Here is a 19,416-nt window from a genome sequence, read left to right as displayed (position 1 = left end):
GAACCAGGTTCCGGACACAGCACCGCGCACCAGCGTGGTTCGGTGTCCGGAACCTGGTTTCGTCGTTTCGTCGCCGTCTACCCGCCGGCAGACAGGGCGCGCAGCGCCTCGGGGTCGCTCGCGTTCAGGAAGTCGGTCAGGCGCTCGGGCTCGCCGGGCTCGTCGATGGCCTCGGCGGCACGGCGCAGGGCGAACAGCGCCCGCAGCACGCCACGGTTGGGCTCGTGCGACCACGGCACCGGGCCGACACCGCGCCAGCCGGCCTTGCGCAGGGCATCGAGCCCACGGTGGTACCCGACACGGGCGTACGCGTAGGACTCCAGGGTCGCGCCGCGCGCCCACGCCTCGTCGGCGAGCAGCGCCCACGCCAGGCTCGACGACGGGTAGGACACCACCACGCTGGCGACGGGGGCGTCCGCCTCGATCGCGGCGGTCACCTCCGGCTCGGCGGGCAGCAGGGTCTCGGGGTTCGACGACGGGGTCGGCAACAGGTTCTCCGGCATGCCCCCAGCCTGTCATCCCTTGCGGGTGCCCGTGTCGCGGGATTACCGTGGAGGTCACCTCGTCGTCATCGCGGGGCCGCCGGGGCGGGAGACCGACCGGCGGAACGGATGGCGGACACGGGGGTCCCCCGACGGAAGCAGACGGATTGCTGTCGATCACCGGTACCGCTCAGCCCACGCGCTGACACCGTGATCGCGCGCCCCGTCGGGCGCTCCACCGCACCGCGGTGGCCTCGGTGTCGTGCGCCCAGCATCGACACCGGGAGACACCCCCATGCCCACCAGTCCGTCCGTCGTCCTGCACGACGTCACCTTCGCCTGGCCCGACGGCACCGTCGCGCTCGACCACCTCACCGCCGCCTTCGGGCGCGGCCGCACCGGGCTGGTCGGGAGGAACGGGGCCGGCAAGTCCACGCTGGTCCGGCTCGCGACCGGCCGGCTCCACCCCGCGTCGGGCAGCATCGCGACGTCGGGTCCCGTCGACCACCTGCCGCAACGCCTCGCAACGGGGAACGACGACACCGTCGCCGACCTGCTCGGCGTCCGGCCCACACTCACCGCGCTCCGGGCTGTCCTGGCCGGCGACGCCACGGCAGCACAGCTCGAGGCAGTCGGCGACGACTGGGACCTGGAGGAACGGGCCGCCGCGGTGCTCGACCGGGTCGGGCTCGACGGCGCCGACCTCGACCGGCCGGTGTCGACCCTGTCCGGCGGGCAGGCCGTGCTCGTCGCCGTCGCCGGGGTGCGGTTGCGTGCGCGGCCGATCGTGTTCCTGGACGAACCGACGAACAACCTGGACCGCCGGGCCCGCGGGCTGCTCCTCGACCTGGTCGACGACTGGCGCGGCACCCTCGTGCTCGTCAGCCACGACCGAGAACTCCTGGAGCACGTCGACGAGACCGTGGAGCTCCGGGCCGGGTCGATGACGGTGTTCGGCGGGACCTTCAGCGCGTTCGAGGAGCACCTGGCCGTGCAGCAGGCTGCCGTCGAGCGCGAGGTCCGGGTCGCCGAGCAGCGACACCGCACCGAGAAGCGGCAGCGCATCGAGGCCGAGACGAAGATCGCCCGGCGTGCCAAGGCCGGTGAGAAGGCGGGCCGCTCGATGCCAAAGATCCTGGCGAACGAGCAGCGGAAGAAGGCCCAGGAGACCGCCGGTCGACTACGGGTCGCGCACGGGTCCGCCGAGGGAGCGGCACTCGCCACCGCCCGCGAGGCCGAACTCCGGCTGCGCGACGACGAGTCGATCCACGTCACCCTGCCCGACCCGGACGTGCCGGCATCGCGACGCATCGCCACCGTGACCGTCCGCGGGCGGGACGCCATCGTGCAGGGGCCGGAACGGGTCGCCGTCACCGGGGACAACGGCGTCGGCAAGTCCACCCTGCTCGAGCAGCTCGTCGGCGACCCCGCGGCCCGGGAGCACCCGCTGCCCGAGACCACGGCCGTCGCCCACGTCGACCGGATCGCCTACCTGCCGCAGCGGAAGGACAGCCTGGACGACACCGCCACGGTGCTCGACAACGTGCGCCGGGACGCCCCGCACGTCCCCGTCGCCGAGGTCCGCAACCGGCTGGCGAAGTTCCTGGTGCGCGGGGACACCGTCGACCGGCCGGCCGGGGACCTGTCCGGCGGGGAACGGTTCCGGGTGGCGCTGGCGGCCCTGGTGCTCGCCGACCCGCCGCCGCAGCTGCTCGTGCTCGACGAGCCGACGAACGACCTCGACCTGACCAGCGTCGACCAGCTCGTCGACGCGCTGCTGGCGTACCGCGGAGCGCTCGTCGTGGTGAGCCACGACGAAGCGTTCTTGGACCGGCTGGAACTCGACGCCCGGATCGAGCTCCGGTAGCGGTCAGCGCCGTCGGGTCGGCCGGATCGCGAGCGACTCGACGGTGCCGCGCTGGGGCAGGTCGACGACGGTGCGGACCGCGGCGGCCACGTCCTCCGGCGCCAGGTAGTAGTCGGTGTCGTAGGACTCCCCGAGCTTCGCCACGAGCTGCCGCTGCATGTCCGAGTCGGTCCGGCCCGGGTGCACGCTCGACACCCGCACGCCGTTCGCCCGCTCCTCTTCGCGCAGGGCGTCGGCGAAGGCCCGCAGCGCGAACTTCGACGCCGCGTACACACCACCGCCGGGGCCCGAGTGGAACCCGGAGCCGCTGTTGATCGGCACCACGATGCCCCGCGCCGACCGGAGCGCCGGCAGCGCCAGCCGGGTGAGCTCGGCGACCGCGAACACGTTCGTCGCGAAGACCTGCTCCCACACCGCGCGCGGGGTGTCGGCGACGGTGGTGCCCTGCTCGACACCGGCCGAGTGCACGAGGACATCGAGCCGATCCGGCAGCGCCGGGACCTCGCCCGCGCCCAGGTCACCGACGAACGGCGCCGCGCTCGGCAGCTCCGCGACGAGGGCGTCCACGGCGTCGGCGGACCGGCCGCCCACGAGCACGTGGTGGGTGCGGCCGAGGTCGGCGGCGATCGCGCGGCCGATGCCGCGGGTGGCTCCGGTCACCACGGCGACCGGTCGATCTGGAGTCAGGGAAGTCGTCACGCGGGCCAGCCTACGGAAGCCGGGCCGGGCCTCCCGTGCGGTTGCGACGTTTGCGGGTGACCGTCAACGTGACGACGGCGGCGACCACCAGGGCGGCCAGCGCCGCGATGCCCCAGGGCGAACCGGCGAGCGCTGCGACGACGGCCCAGAAGACCGCGAGTCCGACGGTGGCGTAGAGGAACGCCCAGGCGACGCACCCGGGGACCATGGCGACCGTGTACCGCCACCAGGCGACCCGCGCCAGTCCGGCGGCGGCGTTCATCACCGTCTGCAACCCGACGACCACGAAGCTCACCGTCAGGACGGGCAGCCCCCAGCGTTCGAGCAGTGCCGAGCCCCGACGGACCGCCGGCGACTCCAGCCACCCGCCCCAGCGGGAGCGGGACGCACCCGTCACCGCGAGCCGCGCGACCCAGTACGTGGCCTGCGCGCGGCAGAACACGATCACGAAGAGCGCGAGGACGAGCCACCGGAACGGGAGCTCGTCGAGGAAGGACGGCACGCTCGCACCGTAGCGGTCCCGGCCGGAGACCGCCCGTCAGCGTTGGTCGGAGCGACGGTCAGTCGTTGTCGACGCCCTGCCGGATGCGGATGCCCTCGAGCACGTCCTGCGCCCGCTTCTCGTCCTGCTTCTCGATCTGGCGGGTGTCGCGCTCGGGGAGCTGGATGTCCTCCTCCGCGCGGATGCCGGCCTGCAGCTCGCGACCGCGCTCGATCTCGGCGTCGAACTCGGCGCCGAACAGCAGCGCGTTGTTCGTGATCCAGATCCACAGCAGGAACACGATGACACCACCGAGGGACCCGTACGTGGCGTTGTAGTTCGAGAAGTTCCCGACGTAGAAACCGAACCCGACGCTCGCGATGATCCAGATGACGAGCGCGACGATCGAGCCGCCGCTGACCCACGTGAACTTGGGCTGCTTGACGTTCGGCGACCAGTAGTAGAGCACCGCGATGACGATGATCGCGATGACCAGCAGGATCGGCCACTGCACGATCAGCAGGACGGTCGCGGCGACGTCGCCGAGCCCGATCACGTCGCCGAAGCTGCGTGCGAGGGGGCCGCTCACCAGGGTGAGGAGCCCGAGGACGAGCAGGACGACCGTGGCGACGGTCACGCCGAGCATGGTCGGGCGGAGCTTCCAGATCGGGCGGCCCTCACGGACGTTGTAGATCCGGTTCATCGCGCGGCCGAACGCACCGACGTAGCCGGAGGCCGTCCACAGCGCGCCGACGACACCGACGATGAACGTGAACGGCGCCGCGGGCGAGCGCACGAGGCCCTCGACCGGTTCGCGGATCAGCTCGACGACCTGCTGCGACCCGATGTTGCCGATGATGTCGAGCAGGGTCTTGATCGTGGTCTCAGCCTGGCCCAGCAGACCGAGCAGCGACACGACGGCCAGCAGCCCGGGGAACAGCGCGAGCACGGAGTAGTACGTCAGGCTCGCGGCCAGGTCGGTGCACTGGTCGCTCGTGAACTCACGCAGCGTCTTCTTCAGCGTGTAGACGAGCGTCGGCTTCTTGAGGTCGGTCGGGTTCTCGGGCTTCCGGGCGTCGTCCGGGTCCGGCTTGTGCTGTTCGGTCGCCATGGTCCTACCCCTTCGCCTTCATCGCGCGCTTCGATCGCTTCACCGCTTGCTTCCGGTTCTTGTCGGCCCGTCGCTGCACGGCCGCGATGCCGGCCTGCTGCTTCACCCGTGCCCGGTGCGCCGGGTCCCGCTCGAGTGCTTCCTCGGCGGCCTTCCGCCGGGCCTTGCGCCCCTTCCGGCCGTCCTGCGCACGATCGGCCGCCGAGGGGCCGTCACCACGTCCGCCGAAGGGCAGGAGCGCCGTGAACGCGGAGCTCGCCGGCGGATCGGCCAGGTGTCCGGCGGGGCTGTTGCGGAGCACGACGCCGAGGACGATCGCCGCGACACCGGTCAGCCCGGTGATGCCCATCGCCACGAGGGGCGTGGGGTCGCGGTGCCACCGCTGCTTCGTCTTCGCGACCGCGAGGCGGGTCCGCGCCGGCAGGTCCGCGCGCCGCTTCAGCTCCGTCACGGTGTCCGTGATGCGCTCGCGCGTGCGGGCGTTCTCGAGTTCGAGCTCGGGCAGACTGTCCTTGGCCATTCCCCAATGCGTACACGTCCCAGCCGGGATCGTGCCCAGCAGAGCGGGCCTACCGTGCTCGACATGCTCTTCCGGGACGTCGCCGAGGGGATCCACCGCCTCGAGATCGCACACACCAACACGTACCTCGTCGAGACCGGCGATCGGTTGCTCGTGATCGACGCCGGCCTGCCCGCTGCGTGGCCGCACCTGCAGCTCGCCGTGCGGGACCTCGGCTACACGCCAGCCCGGGTCGAGGGGTTGCTCCTCACCCACGGGCACTTCGACCACGTCGGCACCGCGGCGCGGATGCACCGGGACTGGGGCACGCCCGTGTTCGTCCACCCCGGTGACCGGCACCTCGCGGCGCACCCGTACTCCTACCGGCCGCAGACGAACCGGTTCGGGTTCGTGGCGGTGCACCCCGGCGGGTTGCTTCCACTCGGCAGGATGCTGCTGGCCGGGGCCGCCACCGTCGACGGGATCGCGGACACCCGTCCCCTCGAGACGCGTGCGGACGTGCCGGGTACGCCCTGGATCATCGAGACCCCGGGGCACACCGACGGCCACGTCGCGCTGCACTTCGCCGACCGGGACGCCGTGATCGCCGGTGACGCGCTCGTCACCTTCGACCCGTACACGGGCGGCATCGGGCCCCGGATCGTCGCACCCGCTGCGACGGCCGACGTCGACACCGCGGTGGCGTCGCTCGACCGGCTCGTGGACACCGAGGCGAAGCACGTGCTGCCCGGTCACGGCCCGGCGTGGTCGCTCGGCGTGCGCCGCGCGGTCGCGCAGGCACGGCGGGTGGCCGGCGCGGTCTGACGCGCGAAAGCGGCAGATCTCGCCGACGGCAGCCGGTCTGGTTCGCGAGAGCGACAGTGTGCCGCGAACGCTCCGCAGCAGACTGTCGCTTTCCCGGGGTGGGCACGACCACAGACGGCCGGGAGGCGCGGTGCGGGCCCGTCCCGCGCCTCCCGGCCGTCGTCGGGTCAGGACGGGACGACGACGTCCTCGGGCAGGCCGGAGGTGGCCGAACGGCCGGCGGCCTCCATCAGGGCGAGGCTCCGCAGGTTGTCGCGGCCGCTCGTCGCAGGAGCCGGACCGCCCTGTACGGAGCGGGCGAACGCCTGCAGCCCACCCTGTCGGTCGGTGTGCTCGAGCACGGGCAGCTCGACCGGCACGGCCTCGTCGTCCTGCGTGCGGCGGACCGTGACGCGGTCGCCGTCGACCGCGTTCGGCTCACCGTCGCGGCTCGTGAACCAGAGCTCGCCGTCCTCACCCTCGATGCTCCACTCGCCGGCCCAGGCCGTCCGGGGGCCGCGGCTCAGCCAGCTGCCGCGGTAGCTGACCACCGTGCCGCCGTCGAGCTCGATGATCATCGAGGCGATCGCTTCGTCCTGGTACTTGCTGTAGGCCGGGTAGCTGGCCTTGGCGAAGACCCGCACGGCCTCCTGCCCGGTGATCATCCGGAGCAGGTCGAAGTGGTGGATCGCCATGTCGTTGATCATCGCGTGCGGGAACCGGTAGTGCGGGTACGTCGCGGCGGGCTGGTCGTTGTCCCACTGCCGGAAGTCGACGTTGATCGCGGAGACCTCACCGACCGCCCCGGAGGCCAGCAGCTCCTGCACGACGCGGGGTGCCGGGTACCAGCGGTAGTTCTGGCTGACCTGCAGCACCAGGCCGAGCTCCTCGGCTCGGCGGACCGCGGTGACGGCCTCGTCCGTGGTGTTCGCGAACGGCTTCTCGACCAGCACGTGCTTGCCGGCGTCGAGCGCCTCGAGCGCGAGCGGCACGTGCGTCACGGCCGGGGCGGTGATGACGACGGCGTCGGCCTCGACCGCGGCGAGTGCCTCGGTCAGGGACGCGAACGCGGCAGAGGCCGGGAGCCCGAGGTCGGTCCGCACGGCCTCGAGCGTCGGTGCCGACGGGTCGACGATCCCGACCACCTGCACTTCCGGCACCTCTGGGATGGCGGTGCGGGCCCAGTTGCCGCCCCACCCTCCGAGACCGACGTGGATGATCCGGACGCTCATGCGTGCACTCCTTCGTGGCTGCCGTCGTGGCTGGTGACGCACCACGGACGCCGCGGTGCGTCCGTCCAGTCTGTCAGTGCGTGAACGCGTAGGCGATGAGCGCCATCGTCACGATGAACCCGGCCAGGTAGTTGATCCAGAGGAACCGCTTCCACCCGGCGTTCGCAGCCTCGGCACCCTGGTCCGTGATGTTCCACCACGGCAGCACGTTGAGCGCGTACGGCACGACCACGATCGCGGCGATCGGTCCGGGGAACGCCGAGAACAGCAGTGCGACCCCGGCGACCAGGTACGCCACGAAGGCCAGACGCACGGTGGCCCGCGCACCGATGACGGTGGCGACGGACCCGATGCCACCGGCGCGGTCCGCCAGGACGTCCTGCACGGCACCGAACGCGTGCGAGGCCACGCCCCACAGGAAGAACGCGATGCACACGGCGACGAGCTCGCCGGTCCAGTGCGGTCCGGCCAGGGCGAGACCGTAGATCGCCGGCGAGACGAAGTGGGTGCTCGACGTCAGCGAGTCGAGGAACGGCTTCTCCTTGAACCGCAGCCCCGGCGCCGAGTACGCGATCACCGCGAACACGCTGATCGCCAGGACGAGCCACGACCACGGGCCGTTCCCGCTGACCGCCCCGAGCACCACCAGGGCGACCAGGAACGGGACGTTCGTGACGACGACGGCCCACAGTGTCGTGCGGTGGACGCTCTTGTCGAGCAGGGCACCCTCGACGCCGCCCTTCCGCGGGTTCCGCAGGTCGGACTCGTAGTCGAAGACGTCGTTGATGCCGTACATCGCCAGGTTGTAGGGCACCAGGAAGTACACGACGCCGACCAGGAACGCGACGAGCGAGAACCCGCCTCCGCCCTCGACACCGACCCCGCTGCCGAGCAGGTAGGCGGCGCCGAACGGGTAGGCGGTGTTCACCCAGCTGATCGGCCGCGACGACACGAACAGGGCGCGCAGGGTCGACGGTCTGGAGGCGGTGCTGGCGTTCACTTCGTGTCCTCCGCTGGTGCTGGGGTCGGCTCGGGCGCGGGGCGCTCGTCGGCCCGGTCCCGCGCGTCGGTCCGGTCGAGCAGGACCCACAGGCTGGGCAGTAGCACGATCGCCGCCATCGCGTACGCGAGGTCCTCGACCGGGATCGCCCCGATCTTCGCACCGCTGATGAGCGCGGGGTCGTAGGCGACGATGCGCAGGCTGACGATGACGTTGTCGAACACGATCGTCATCACCAGGAGCGCGATGCCGGCGATCAGCGACGTGAGCACGGCGGTCCGACGGCCGCCACCCGGTCCCCGACCGGCGGCGCGGGCCCGACGGGCGGCCACGATCCCAGCGACCACGGCGACGACGGCCGTGACGCCGAAGAACGGCAGGGCGAGGAGCGCGTAGGCCCCGGAGCCGGTCACGGGCGCTCTCGTTCCAGCGAACGCTGCACGAGGGGCCGGACGAAAGCGACCAGGTCCATCGTCGAGTAGCAGAGCAACAGCAGGAAGAAGAGTTCCTCGAGCGGGACCTCCGGGGCGAGCAGGACCCCGGTCAGCAGGTCCTGCGGCCCGATGAAGAAGATGCCGGCACCGACGCCGGCGACGTCCCACACCATGAAGAACGCGACCCCGACGACCATCACGACGGCCGCCCGCCACGGTGCCCGCCAGAAGAACAGCCGGAAGCGGGCGTCGAGCACGGTCACGCCGACCAGCGACACGACGAGGCCGGCGAGGTACAGCCCGGGCATCAGACGGTCTCGGTCCGGTCCCGCGGAGCTCCGAGGGGTGTCGGCAGCGGCTCGGTGCTCGTGTCGCCGTGGATGCGCTTCAGCAGGACCTCGGCGCTGATCAGGCACATCGGCAGCCCGATGCCCGGGATCGTCGAGGCCCCGACGTAGTACAGGCCCTCGACCTTCTTCGAGGCGTTCTTCTCGCGGAAGAACGCGCTCTGCTTCAGCGTGTGCGCCGGGCCGAGCATCGAGCCGTTCCAGGCGTTCAGGTCGTCGGCGAAGTCGCGCGGTCCGATCGTCCGGCGGACCCGGATGCGGTCGCGGAGGTCGGGCACCCCGGCCCGCTCGGCGAGCGCGTCGATCGCGCGGTCGGCGATCTGCTCGACCTGGTAGTCACCGCCGCCGTCGATCCCGCCCTTGCCGATCGACAGGTCGGCGGGCAGCGGCACCAGGATGAACAGGTTGCTCGTGCCCGGCGGTGAGACGCTCGGGTCGATCCCGGACGGCGCACAGACGTAGATCGACGCGGGGTCCGGCACGTGCCGGTCGTCCCCGAAGATCGCGCCGAAGTTCGCCTTCCAGTCCTCGGTGAACACGAGGGTGTGGTGCAGGAGCCCCGGTGTCGGCCCGTCGATGCCGAGGTACACGAGCACGGCGCTCGGGCCCGGATCGCGCTTCTTCCAGTGGTCGGCGCCGTGGGTGCGGTGCTCACGGTCGAGCAGCTGCATCTCGGTGTGCTGCAGGTCCGCGGCGCTCACCACGAGGTCGGCGGGGGCGGTGTGCTGCACCCCGTCGCGGTCACGGTGGACGACGCCGACGGCGACGCCGTCCTCGACCAGGATCCGTTCGACCTTGGCGCCCGCGATGATCTTCGCGCCCTCGGCCCGCGCAACGCGCTCGACGGCCGAGATGACCTCGGTGATGCCGCCCTTCGGGTAGAGCACCCCGTCGGCCAGGTCGAGGTGGCTCATCAGGTGGTACATGCTCGGTGCGGCGTACGGGCTCGTGCCGAGGAACACGGCCGGGTACCCCAGGATCTGCCAGAGCCGCCGGTCGCGCACCGCGGTCTCGGCGAAGGTGGACAGCGGCTCGAGCAGCAGGCGCGCGAGCTTGGGCAGGCGACGGAGCACGTCGGGAGCGGCGAGCTTCGTGAGGTCCTGGAACGTCGTGTACAGGAACCGGCGGACGGCCATCGTGTAGGTGTCCTCGGCCGAGGCCAGGTACTTCCGCATCCGCTCGCCGGCTCCGGGCTCGATCGACTCGAACAGCGCGATGTTGGCCTCGGCATCGGCGCGCAGGTCGATCGGCTCGTCGTGGCCCTCGCTGTAGACGCGGTAGCCGGGGTCGAGCTTCACCAGGTCGAGTTCGGCCGCTGCCGAGGTTCCGAGCAACTGGAAGAAGTGGTCGAAGACCTCGGGCATCAGGTACCACGACGGCCCGGTGTCGAACCGGAACCCGTCCTGCTCCCACGACCCGGCACGACCGCCGAGCTGCGTCCGCTGCTCGAGCACGGTCACCGAGAAGCCGTCGCGCGCGAGCAGCGCGGCGGCGGCGAGCCCGCTGATGCCGCCGCCGATCACGACCGCGCGACGAGCGGGGACCTTGCGTGTGGTCTGGAGCCGGGAGGCGCGGGGCGGGGTCACGACGTGCCTCCCGGCCGGTGGGTGGTCGCGCGCGGACGCACCGGCGCGCGTCCGGCGAGCACCTGTGCGGCCAGGCGCACCTTCACCGGGTTGGGGACGCGCACGCGCGTCGTCACCAGGCAGCTGGCCGGCGTCCGCGCGATGCGGTCGTTGAGTTCCTGGAACAGGGCGTGCGCGAGCGCGACGGCGTTGCGGGCGTCGGCCGGCAGCAGCCGGATGGTCCGCGCGGCGTGGTCGAGGTCGGCCTGCACGTCGGCGACCAGGCGGTCCTTCGTGGCCTCGTCGAAGGTGCGGATGTCGACCCCCGGGAAGTACGAGCGACCGAGCACCTCGAAGTCGGCGTGCAGGTCGCGCAGGAAGTTCACCTTCTGGAACGCCGCTCCGAGCGCACGCGCGCCGGCGATGAGTTCGGCCTGGTCGAACGTCGGCCGGCCCGCGCGGTACACGAACGCGCGCAGGCACATCAGCCCGACGACCTCGGCGGATCCGTACACGTACGCGTCGAACGAGTCGTCGTCGTGCTCGGTGCGGTCGAGGTCCGTGCGCATCGAGGCGAAGAACGGGGCGGTGAGCTCGGCGCCGAAGCCGGTGGCCCGGGCGGTCCGCGCGAAGGCGTGGACGACCGGGTTCACCGAGAAGCCGAGCGCGATGGCCCGTTCGGTGTCGGCCTCGAGCTCGTCGAGCACGGTGCGGGCGAGTTCGCGGTCGAGCCCGGCCTCGGTCGCGGGGCCGTCGACGACCTCGTCAGCAACGCGGACCAGGGCGTAGACGTTCCGGATGTGCTCACGCGTGTCCCGTGCCAGCATGCGGCTCGCGAGCCCGAACGAGGTGGAGTAGCGGTCGATGACCACCCCCGAGGCGGCCTCGGCGGTGGCGTCGTAGAGCTGGAGGCGTCCGGGACGGGGTCCGGGCGCCGTGGTGGTGCTGTGGGTCACCGGGCGCGCTCCACGAGTTCGGTCACGAGGGCCTCCAGGCGGTCGGCGAGGTCGTACGGCAGCCGGGCGAGCTCTGCCCGGGCGAGCGCGGTGTGGTCGGCGACCCGCGCTTCGGCGGCGGCGCGGGCACCGCACGAGACCAGGGTGGCACGCACGTCGTCCGCGCGCGCCTCGGTGAGGTCCGGGTCGCCCAGGTACGGCTCGAGGTCAGGCCAGCAGTCGGTGGTCGCCGCGTACGCGATGAGCATCGTGCGCTTGCCCTCACGGAGGTCACCGAGGACGGTCTTGCCGGTCATGGTCTCGTCGCCGAACACCCCGAGCAGGTCGTCGACGATCTGGTAGGCGATGCCGATCTCGCGGCCGAAGGACCCGAGCGCGGTGACGACGTCCTCGTCCGCACCGGCCAGCACGGCGCCGGACTGCAGGGGTGCCTCGAACGAGTACACGCTCGTCTTCGCGCGCTCCATCGCCAGGACCTCGTCGACGCTCGGCATCACGCCGAGGGCCAGGTCCACGTCCGTCATCTCGCCCGCGGCGCTGGCGAACACTGCCTCGTCGAGGAGTTCGAGCAGGCGCTCGCGCCGGTGGTCACGGACCCCGGACGCCTCGATGAACCGGGGAGCACCCGCGAGTGCGAGGTCGCCGGCGATGACCGCGGCGCTCATCCCGCGGTGCTCGGCCGTGGGGAGCGGTAGTCCGCCGGTCGTGCCGGTGTCGCGGAAGGACCCGGCGACGTTGGGCTGTCCTCGGCGCGACCAGTCCCGGTCGATGACGTCGTCGTGCACCACCAGGGCGGTGTGCAGGAGTTCGTAGGCGGCCGCGACGTTGGCCGCCGCGTGCACGTCGGTCCCGCCCATGCCGGCGTAGGCGGTGAGGACCATGCGCGGGCGGAAGCGCTTGCCGCCCAGGCTCGCCTTGCGCAGCACGCGCCAGAGTTCCGCGGACGGACCGCCGTACCGTGCGGCGCGTGCCGACGACACGGCGAAGAAGCGCTCGAGGCAGTCGTCGACGAGCGCGAGGTCGATGTGCGGCACAGTGGTCGCTTCCTCGCTCATTGGCCTAACCTATCGACACAGATGAACGCTTTCCCTGAATCCGTGGTGCTCCTGGCCGACGACCGTACCCCGATCGGGACGGCGGACAAGTTCACGGTGCACACAGCCCACACGCCCCTGCACCTGGCGTTCTCCTGCCACGTGCGGAACATCGACGGCGACGTCCTGGTGACCCGCCGTGCGCTGTCGAAGAAGACCTGGCCGGGGGTGTGGACCAACACGTTCTGCGGCCACCCGGGCCCGGAGGAGTCCTTCGAGGACGCCATCGCCCGTCGGGCCTCTCGCGAACTCGGCATCACCTTGCGTGACGTCGAGGTCGTGCTGCCCGAGTTCCGGTACCGCGCGGTCGATGCCTCGGGCATCGTGGAGAACGAGGTCTGCCCCGTCTTCCGCGCCGTGACCGACGACACCCCGGCGCCCGCCGACGACGAGGTCGCCGAGTGGGCCTGGGTGTCAGAGGACGCTCTCAGGCAGGCCGTCGCCGGCGCGCCGTTCGCCTGGAGCCCGTGGCTCGGGTGGCAGCTCGCCGAGCTCGAGACCGCAGGGCTGCACGTCACCCGCTGACGCTCCTGCGCCTGCGCCTACCACTGTGCGACCGCGCCCTGCCGGCGCTTTCTTGATGCACGAGGCCGTCCTGGCCTGGCAGGTGCACAGGCGGCACCTGCCAGGCCACGACCGGTCCGCTCAGGACCAGGCGTTCGACACGCACTTCGCGATGGTGCCCGTCGTGAAGCCCGCCCCCGCGGCGAGACACGGCGCGCACAGCACCATCGTCGCGCAGGCTGCGCCACACGCGACGCCGAGGACTGCGCTCACCGCCCAGCTGATCCCGATGCTGTTGAGGCAGTTGTTCAGCCGCTTCCAGTCGAGGCCGTACGTCCCGATCGACGATGCCCGCTCCGCCTCGGATCCCTGCGTGAGATCCACGTTCTTGGTCAGGTGACCGTCCTGCCACATGGCGAAGTGCACCACGATGGTCGACGTCATCGCGGAGGCCATCTCCGTGATCGTCGTCTCACCGTCCACGGTCACGAACGAGAGCTTCGTCATCTCCGGCACGTCGGTCCCGAGGAGCGGGACCGACACGACGTCCGCGCCCTCGTACGAGTACGCGGTCGCACCGGCCCAGTCGGGCTCCAGCCCCGAACGCACGGCGTACTCGGTGTCCCGAGCCGCCGAGACAGCACTCGAACTCCGGCTGCCTCCCTCGGTTCGGAGCTGAGACGCGAGCTCGACGAGGCGTCCTGTACCGGAAGGGTCCGGGGCTGATTCGCCACTCGACGCATCGGCGCGTGCCGGCGCAACGACGCCGACGAGCGCGATCGCTGCTGTGGCCGCGGCGACGAACGCCACCCCCGACAGCGCCAGTGTCCTCAGCCGACGCTGGCGCTTCGGTCGTATCTCGCGCATCGACGCCGTGGCGATCCCGGTGGCGCCCAGGACCCACCACACGACAGCGACGTCGCGGAATCCCGGGGCGAACGACAGAGCAATGCACCCGACGGACGCGACGATGACGCCGACGGTGAGGGACTGCTTCTTGACCATGACACTCCTTCGTGTTCGCATCGAGTGTTCTGGATATCAGACATTAGCGTCCACCCTGATGTGCAGCAAGGATCTTCGCGCCCATGGGGAAAGCGGAGGTCAACGTTGTCCGGCCCGCGCCGCACGCGTACGCTCGACCGTCGGCAGCGCTCTGGGCGCCGTCACGACGAGACGGGAAGGTTCGAAGCCGACCCGGACTTCCTGGCGAAGGGGTCCGAGGCGGTGACGGCGGCGGTGCTCGACGAGGTCGTCGACGGGTACGGACCCGTCGTCCAGGTCCTGCAGGAGCAGATCGACGCCATCGAGGACCAGCTGTTCGCCGGCCAGGTCGACCCCGGGGTGTCGAAGCGCATCTCCCAGCTGCTCAGCGAGGTCCTGGCGTTCCAGCGCGCCACCACCCCGGTACCGGCGATGGTGACCGGGCTGCTCCGCGGTGCCGACAAGTACGGCGTGGACGACGACGTGCAGCACCGGCTCCGCAACGTGCACGACCACGCGCTCCGCGTCACCGAGCGGGTCGACTCGTTCCGCGCGCTGCTCGAGAACGCGCTGACCCTGCACGCCACCCTGGTGTCGCAGGAGCAGAACGAGGCGATGCGCCGGATGACGAGCGCGAGCCTGGCCCAGGGCGAGGAGAGCCGCCAACTCGCCCGGGCCGCGCACCGCCAGGGCGAGGAGGTCAAGAAGATCTCGTCGTGGGCGGCCATCCTGTTCGCACCGGGCCTGATCGCCGGTGTGTACGGGATGAACTTCGACCACATGCCCGAGCCGCACTGGCGCTCCGGGTACCCGGTCGCGATCCTCGGCATGCTCCTGTTGACGGGCGTGCTCTGGTCGATCTTCCGCAAGCGCAACGGGCTCTGAGCGGACGGCGGATCGATGCACAGGTGGCGTCGATCCGCCGGACGTGCATAATGATCTGGCTCAGGATGTGAACGTGCACATCGATGTCCACGACACCCGAGCGGAAACGAGCAAGCAATGGCGTCATCGCGGACACAGCAACCGCGTTCGCCCAGCATCCGTGACGTCGCACGGATCGCGGGCGTCTCGCACCAGACCGTCTCGCGGGTGCTGAACAACTCGGACGCCATCCGGGCAGAGACGCGCGACAAGGTCCTGGCGGCCATGGAGCAGCTGCAGTACCGGCCGAACCGGGCCGCACGCGCCCTGGTCACGAGCCGGACCCACACGATCGGCGTCCTGACGGCCCGCCGCGCCCACTACGGTCCCGCCGTCGCGCTGCAGGCGATCGAGGACGCCGCGATGCTCCGCGGCTACTCGGTCACGACGGCGAACATCGCCGAGGCGACCGACACCGCCGTGCGGGAGGGGCTCGGGCACCTGCTCGACCTCGACGTCGAGGGCATCGTCGTCATCGCGCCCCAGCAGCGGGTCTTCGACCTGATCGCGGAGCTCGGCATCCGCACCCCCTACGTCACCATGCGCGCCAGTGTCGGCGAGGACCCGACGGCCCTGTGGGTGGACCAGATGGAGGGCGCCCGGCTCGCGACCGCGCACCTGCTCGACCTCGGGCATGAGTACGTCCGGCACATCGCCGGCCCCCAGGACTGGATCGAGGCGGACGCCCGCATGCAGGGGTTCCTTCGTGAGATGTCCGACCGCGACATGGCCGTCGCCCCGCCGATCCTGGGCGACTGGACCGCGGACTTCGGCTACCACGCGGGCCGCGAGCTGCTGCGGTGGCGGGACTGCACCGCGGTCTTCTGCTCGAACGACCAGATGGCACTCGGCGTGATGCACGCCGCGCGCTCGTACGGGCTCGATGTCCCAGGCGACCTGTCCGTGGTCGGCTACGACGACATCCCCGAGGCGAAGCACTTTTGGCCCCCGCTCACCACCGTGCAGGTGGACTTCGCCGAGCTCGGTCGTCGTTGCGTGGACCTCCTGCTGCCGAGCGAGGGCGAACTGCTCCGCCCGATCGACATCGTCCCGCAGCTCGTCGTGCGCGCCTCCACGAGCGCTCCCCGCTCGCGCTGACACACCTCGGGCCGCGCCAGGACCCGGAGTACCTGCCACGAACTTCCGACCCGGTACGCCCGGAACCGCACGGCGGCGGCGCACCGGCGGCGCACCGGCGAGCGCGGCTCCGGACGCGACCACGAAGCGGACGGGATCGCGCAAGGAAAAGGCCCGGCCGACGGGGTCTGGCCCCAACCCGGGGGGACGTTCCCTCCGGATCACGCACGCCGTTACGAAAACGCGACCAATCCGAATTGACAGCCGCACCGAGGCTGTGCGTAAATTACCTCCGTCCAGCCGATGTGACCGTTCACATGAGCGTCACACCGACCGGATCCGGACGCGACAACGAAGTCCGCACAGGCCCCCTGTGCATTCGCTGCCGCAGCAGAACCACCCGAACACACTGCCGCACCGAAGCGGCAGAAGGAGATGCACTGTGGCGTCAACCCCGATCGACACCGGCCTCGAGACCCGGTCGATCACCGCACCCGAGACGATCCTCGAGATGCGCTCGATCACCAAGGAGTTCCCTGGTGTGAAGGCGCTGTCCGACGTCTCCCTCAGCGTCCGCGCCGGCGAGATCCACGCGATCTGCGGTGAGAACGGCGCTGGCAAGTCGACCCTGATGAAGGTCCTGTCCGGCGTCTACCCGTACGGCACCTACGAGGGCCAGATCGTGTACGAGGGCGAAGAGGTGCGCTTCTCGAACATCAAGCAGTCCGAGCAGGCCGGCATCGTCATCATCCACCAGGAGCTGGCGCTCGTCCCGGAGCTCTCCATCACCGAGAACCTGTTCCTGGGCAACGAGCCGAGCCGCGGCGGCGTCATCAACTGGACCGCCGCGCAGCTCCGTGCGCAGGACCTGCTCGCCCGCGTCGGCCTGAACGACGACCCGGACACGCAGATCAAGAACATCGGTGTCGGCAAGCAGCAGCTGGTCGAGATCGCGAAGGCCCTGCACAAGGACGTCAAGCTCCTGATCCTCGACGAGCCGACCGCTGCGCTCAACGAGAACGACTCGCAGCACCTGCTCGACCTGATCGTCGGGCTGAAGGCCAAGGGCATCGCGAGCATCATCATCAGCCACAAGCTCAACGAGATCGAGCAGATCGCCGACGAGATCACGATCATCCGCGACGGCAAGACCATCGAGACGCTCAACGTCAAGGCGGACGGCGTCAACGAGGACCGCATCATCCGCGGCATGGTCGGCCGATCGCTCGAGTCGCGCTTCCCCGACCGCACCCCGAAGATCGGCGAGACCTTCTTCGAGGTCCGCAACTGGACCGTGCAGCACCCGGTCGACCCGTCGCGCCTGGTCTGCAAGTCCTCGAACTTCCACGTCCGCCGCGGCGAGATCGTCGGTTTCGCGGGCCTGATGGGCGCCGGGCGCACCGAGCTCGCGATGAGCCTGTTCGGCCGTTCCTACGGCACCTGGCTCGACGGCCAGATCATCAAGGACGGCCGTGAGATCAAGCTCACGAACGTCCAGCAGGCCATCGAGAACGGCATCGGCTACGTCTCCGAGGACCGCAAGGCACTCGGACTGAACCTGCTCGACACCGTGAAGCGCTCGACGGTCGCCGCCGACCTGAAGAAGATCTCGAAGGCGGGTGTCGTCGACTCGCTCGAGGAGTACTCGGTCGCCGAGAAGTACCGCAAGATGCTCCGTACGAAGGTGCCGAGCGTCGAGGACAACGTCGGCAAGCTCTCTGGTGGCAACCAGCAGAAGGTCGTCCTGTCCAAGTGGATGTTCACGGACCCGGACATCCTGATCCTGGACGAGCCCACCCGCGGCATCGACGTCGGCGCCAAGTTCGAGATCTACGGGATCATCCAGCAGCTCGCGGCCGAGGGGAAGGGCATCATCCTCATCTCGTCCGAGCTCCCCGAACTGCTCGGTCTGTCCGATCGGATCTACACCATCTTCGAGGGTCAGATCACCGCTGACCTGCCGGCCGACCAGGCCGATCCCGAATCGCTCATGCGCAGCATGACCTCCGCGCGGAAGGGCGCCACCGCCTCATGAACAACCTGAAACTGCTCTTCGGCAAGGGCAACAGCATCGGCCAGTACGGCATGGTCATCGCGCTCATCGCGATCCTGATCTTCTTCTCGATCACGACGCACGGGCTGATCCTCGAGCCGACCAACGTCATCAACCTGTTCCTGCAGTACTCCTACATCCTGATCCTGGCGCTCGGCATGGTCATGGTGATCATCGCGGGCCACATCGACCTGTCGGTCGGTTCGGTCGCAGCGGTCGTCGGCATCGTCGTGGCCCAGTCCATGGCCGTGTGGGACTTCCCGGTGTGGGCGGCGATCATCCTCGGCCTCGCCTGCGGCGCCCTGATCGGTGCCTGGCAGGGCTTCTGGGTCGCGTTCGTGAAGGTCCCGGCCTTCATCGTGACCCTTGCCGGCCAGCTCATCTTCCGTGGTGCGAACCAGATCATCGGCAACTCGACGTCGGTCCCCGTCCCGGAGGGCTACACCCCCATCGGGGCCGGCTTCCTCGGAGACTTCGGCCCGGACGTCGGTTACAGCAACGGGACCCTGCTCATCGGTCTCGTCACGATCCTCGCGCTCATCATCATCGAGGCCCGCGGTCGTGCCCGCCGCAAGAAGATGCAGGCCGAGGTCCCGCCGCTGTGGGTCTCGATCGTCCGCACCGGCATCCTGGTCGCCGTCACGCTCGTCGCCACGTACCTGTTCGGCGCCGGCCCCGTCGGCACGTCGGTCCCGATCGTCGCGATCATCCTCGGCGTCCTGACCATCGTCTACGGCTTCGTCACGAAGAACACCATCTTCGGCCGTCAGGTCTACGCCGTCGGTGGCAACGCCAACGCCGCGGTCCTGTCCGGTGTCTCCGCGAAGAAGGTCAACTTCTTCGTCATGATGAACATGTCGGTCCTCGCCGCGATCGCCGGCATGGTGTTCGTCGCCTACTCGGGTGCCTCGGGCCCCGCGGACGGCACCGGCTGGGAGCTCGACGCGATCGCCGCCGTGTTCGTCGGTGGCGCAGCGGTCGCCGGTGGTGTCGGCACGATCTCCGGTTCGATCATCGGTGGTCTCGTGATGGCGCTGCTGTCGAACGGTCTGCAGCTCATGGGCCTCGAGTCGAACAAGGTGCAGATCATCCGTGGTCTGGTCCTGCTCATCGCCGTCGCCTTCGACGTGTACTCGAAGTCGCAGGGTCGTCCATCCCTCATCGGCGGCATGATGCGGCAGTTCCAGCGGAAGGACACCGAGGAGAACACGGTGTCCGCCCAGCAGCCGCGGTCCATCGAGGACCAACCGGAGAAGATCACCCTCCCCTAGCTCAACTCCCCCACACCGGGGCCTCGGCCCCA

At 70.4% G+C, this 19,416-nt stretch carries 20 protein-coding genes; 7 read left to right on the top strand and 13 right to left on the bottom strand.

Annotation, left to right across the window (positions count from 1 at the left end; translation table 11 throughout):
* Positions 1–77 precede the first annotated feature (77 nt).
* The gene (locus ITJ56_RS05530) at positions 78–503 is read right to left on the bottom strand and encodes a DUF3151 domain-containing protein (protein ID WP_194628489.1); all 426 of its coding nucleotides are present in this window, start codon (positions 501–503) and stop codon (positions 78–80) included.
* Positions 504–777: 274 nt separating this feature from the next.
* Here ITJ56_RS05530 and ITJ56_RS05525 point away from each other — a divergent pair, with 274 nt between their 5' ends.
* Positions 778–2,349: an ABC-F family ATP-binding cassette domain-containing protein gene (locus tag ITJ56_RS05525; RefSeq protein WP_194628487.1), complete on the top strand. Its 1,572-nt coding sequence runs from the start codon at positions 778–780 to the stop codon at positions 2,347–2,349.
* Positions 2,350–2,352: 3 nt separating this feature from the next.
* Here ITJ56_RS05525 and ITJ56_RS05520 read toward each other — a convergent pair whose 3' ends face one another.
* From ITJ56_RS05520 to ITJ56_RS05505, 4 genes are read right to left on the bottom strand one after another with little or no spacing between them, the layout of a single operon-like run.
* Positions 2,353–3,048 carry an SDR family oxidoreductase gene (locus tag ITJ56_RS05520; protein ID WP_194628485.1) on the bottom strand — a complete coding sequence of 232 codons (696 nt, stop codon included), beginning with the start codon at positions 3,046–3,048 and terminating at the stop codon, positions 2,353–2,355.
* Between the two features lie 10 nt (positions 3,049–3,058).
* Entirely contained in the window at positions 3,059–3,550 is a 492-nt protein-coding gene (locus ITJ56_RS05515; RefSeq protein ID WP_194628483.1) for a DedA family protein, read from the bottom strand.
* A gap of 58 nt (positions 3,551–3,608) precedes the next feature.
* Positions 3,609–4,640, bottom strand: coding sequence for a YihY/virulence factor BrkB family protein (locus tag ITJ56_RS05510; protein ID WP_194628481.1), 1,032 nt, complete (start codon positions 4,638–4,640; stop codon positions 3,609–3,611).
* Positions 4,641–4,644: 4 nt separating this feature from the next.
* Positions 4,645–5,160 (bottom strand): hypothetical protein, encoded by a 516-nt coding sequence (locus ITJ56_RS05505; protein WP_194628479.1) that lies wholly within the window; start codon positions 5,158–5,160, stop codon positions 4,645–4,647.
* Between the two features lie 63 nt (positions 5,161–5,223).
* Between ITJ56_RS05505 and ITJ56_RS05500 the strand changes: the two genes are divergently transcribed.
* The gene (locus tag ITJ56_RS05500; protein ID WP_194628477.1) at positions 5,224–5,964 is read left to right on the top strand and encodes an MBL fold metallo-hydrolase; all 741 of its coding nucleotides are present in this window, start codon (positions 5,224–5,226) and stop codon (positions 5,962–5,964) included.
* Between the two features lie 167 nt (positions 5,965–6,131).
* Here ITJ56_RS05500 and ITJ56_RS05495 read toward each other — a convergent pair whose 3' ends face one another.
* The 7 genes from ITJ56_RS05495 to ITJ56_RS05465 all read right to left on the bottom strand — a co-directional run bounded on the left by ITJ56_RS05495 (position 6,132) and on the right by ITJ56_RS05465 (position 12,532).
* Positions 6,132–7,175 (bottom strand): Gfo/Idh/MocA family protein, encoded by a 1,044-nt coding sequence (locus tag ITJ56_RS05495; RefSeq protein ID WP_194628475.1) that lies wholly within the window; start codon positions 7,173–7,175, stop codon positions 6,132–6,134.
* Positions 7,176–7,248: 73 nt separating this feature from the next.
* Positions 7,249–8,175 carry a prenyltransferase gene (locus ITJ56_RS05490; RefSeq protein ID WP_111224767.1) on the bottom strand — a complete coding sequence of 309 codons (927 nt, stop codon included), beginning with the start codon at positions 8,173–8,175 and terminating at the stop codon, positions 7,249–7,251.
* Positions 8,172–8,588, bottom strand: coding sequence for a lycopene cyclase domain-containing protein (locus ITJ56_RS05485; RefSeq protein WP_323749726.1), 417 nt, complete (start codon positions 8,586–8,588; stop codon positions 8,172–8,174). The genes ITJ56_RS05490 and ITJ56_RS05485 overlap by 4 nt, the downstream gene beginning before the upstream one ends.
* The gene (locus ITJ56_RS05480) at positions 8,585–8,917 is read right to left on the bottom strand and encodes a lycopene cyclase domain-containing protein (protein ID WP_194628473.1); all 333 of its coding nucleotides are present in this window, start codon (positions 8,915–8,917) and stop codon (positions 8,585–8,587) included. Before ITJ56_RS05480 ends, ITJ56_RS05485 begins: the two co-directional genes overlap by 4 nt.
* Positions 8,917–10,542, bottom strand: a complete 1,626-nt coding sequence (gene crtI, locus ITJ56_RS05475) for a phytoene desaturase family protein (protein WP_194628471.1) — start codon at positions 10,540–10,542, stop codon at positions 8,917–8,919. The genes ITJ56_RS05480 and crtI overlap by 1 nt, the downstream gene beginning before the upstream one ends.
* Positions 10,539–11,477, bottom strand: coding sequence for a phytoene/squalene synthase family protein (locus ITJ56_RS05470; protein WP_194628469.1), 939 nt, complete (start codon positions 11,475–11,477; stop codon positions 10,539–10,541). Before ITJ56_RS05470 ends, crtI begins: the two co-directional genes overlap by 4 nt.
* Positions 11,474–12,532, bottom strand: a complete 1,059-nt coding sequence (locus ITJ56_RS05465; RefSeq protein WP_228517226.1) for a polyprenyl synthetase family protein — start codon at positions 12,530–12,532, stop codon at positions 11,474–11,476. The genes ITJ56_RS05470 and ITJ56_RS05465 overlap by 4 nt, the downstream gene beginning before the upstream one ends.
* Before the next feature lie 21 nt (positions 12,533–12,553).
* On the opposite strand from ITJ56_RS05465, the gene idi reads away from it, so the two are divergent.
* The gene (gene idi / locus ITJ56_RS05460; protein WP_194628467.1) at positions 12,554–13,096 is read left to right on the top strand and encodes an isopentenyl-diphosphate Delta-isomerase; all 543 of its coding nucleotides are present in this window, start codon (positions 12,554–12,556) and stop codon (positions 13,094–13,096) included.
* A gap of 120 nt (positions 13,097–13,216) precedes the next feature.
* Here the strand turns inward: idi and ITJ56_RS05455 are convergent, their stop codons facing one another.
* On the bottom strand, positions 13,217–14,080 hold the full coding sequence (locus ITJ56_RS05455; protein WP_194628465.1) for a hypothetical protein: 864 nt from the start codon (positions 14,078–14,080) through the stop codon (positions 13,217–13,219).
* Between the two features lie 105 nt (positions 14,081–14,185).
* Here ITJ56_RS05455 and ITJ56_RS05450 point away from each other — a divergent pair, with 105 nt between their 5' ends.
* The 4 genes from ITJ56_RS05450 (at position 14,186) to mmsB (ending at position 19,384) form a co-directional block, all read left to right on the top strand.
* Complete coding sequence (locus ITJ56_RS05450) at positions 14,186–14,944, top strand: CorA family divalent cation transporter (RefSeq protein WP_228517225.1); 759 nt, start codon at positions 14,186–14,188, stop codon at positions 14,942–14,944.
* A 117-nt stretch (positions 14,945–15,061) separates the two neighbouring features.
* Entirely contained in the window at positions 15,062–16,081 is a 1,020-nt protein-coding gene (locus ITJ56_RS05445) for a LacI family DNA-binding transcriptional regulator (protein WP_194628463.1), read from the top strand.
* A 490-nt stretch (positions 16,082–16,571) separates the two neighbouring features.
* Positions 16,572–18,095 (top strand): multiple monosaccharide ABC transporter ATP-binding protein, encoded by a 1,524-nt coding sequence (mmsA, locus tag ITJ56_RS05440; RefSeq protein WP_194628936.1) that lies wholly within the window; start codon positions 16,572–16,574, stop codon positions 18,093–18,095.
* Complete coding sequence (mmsB, locus tag ITJ56_RS05435) at positions 18,092–19,384, top strand: multiple monosaccharide ABC transporter permease (RefSeq protein ID WP_194628461.1); 1,293 nt, start codon at positions 18,092–18,094, stop codon at positions 19,382–19,384. Before mmsA ends, mmsB begins: the two co-directional genes overlap by 4 nt.
* The last annotated feature ends 32 nt before the right edge of the window (positions 19,385–19,416 follow it).

The organism is Curtobacterium sp. VKM Ac-1376, from assembly GCF_015351025.1.
Classification (GTDB): domain Bacteria; phylum Actinomycetota; class Actinomycetes; order Actinomycetales; family Microbacteriaceae; genus Curtobacterium.
This window is presented reverse-complemented; position numbering and strand designations above follow the sequence as displayed.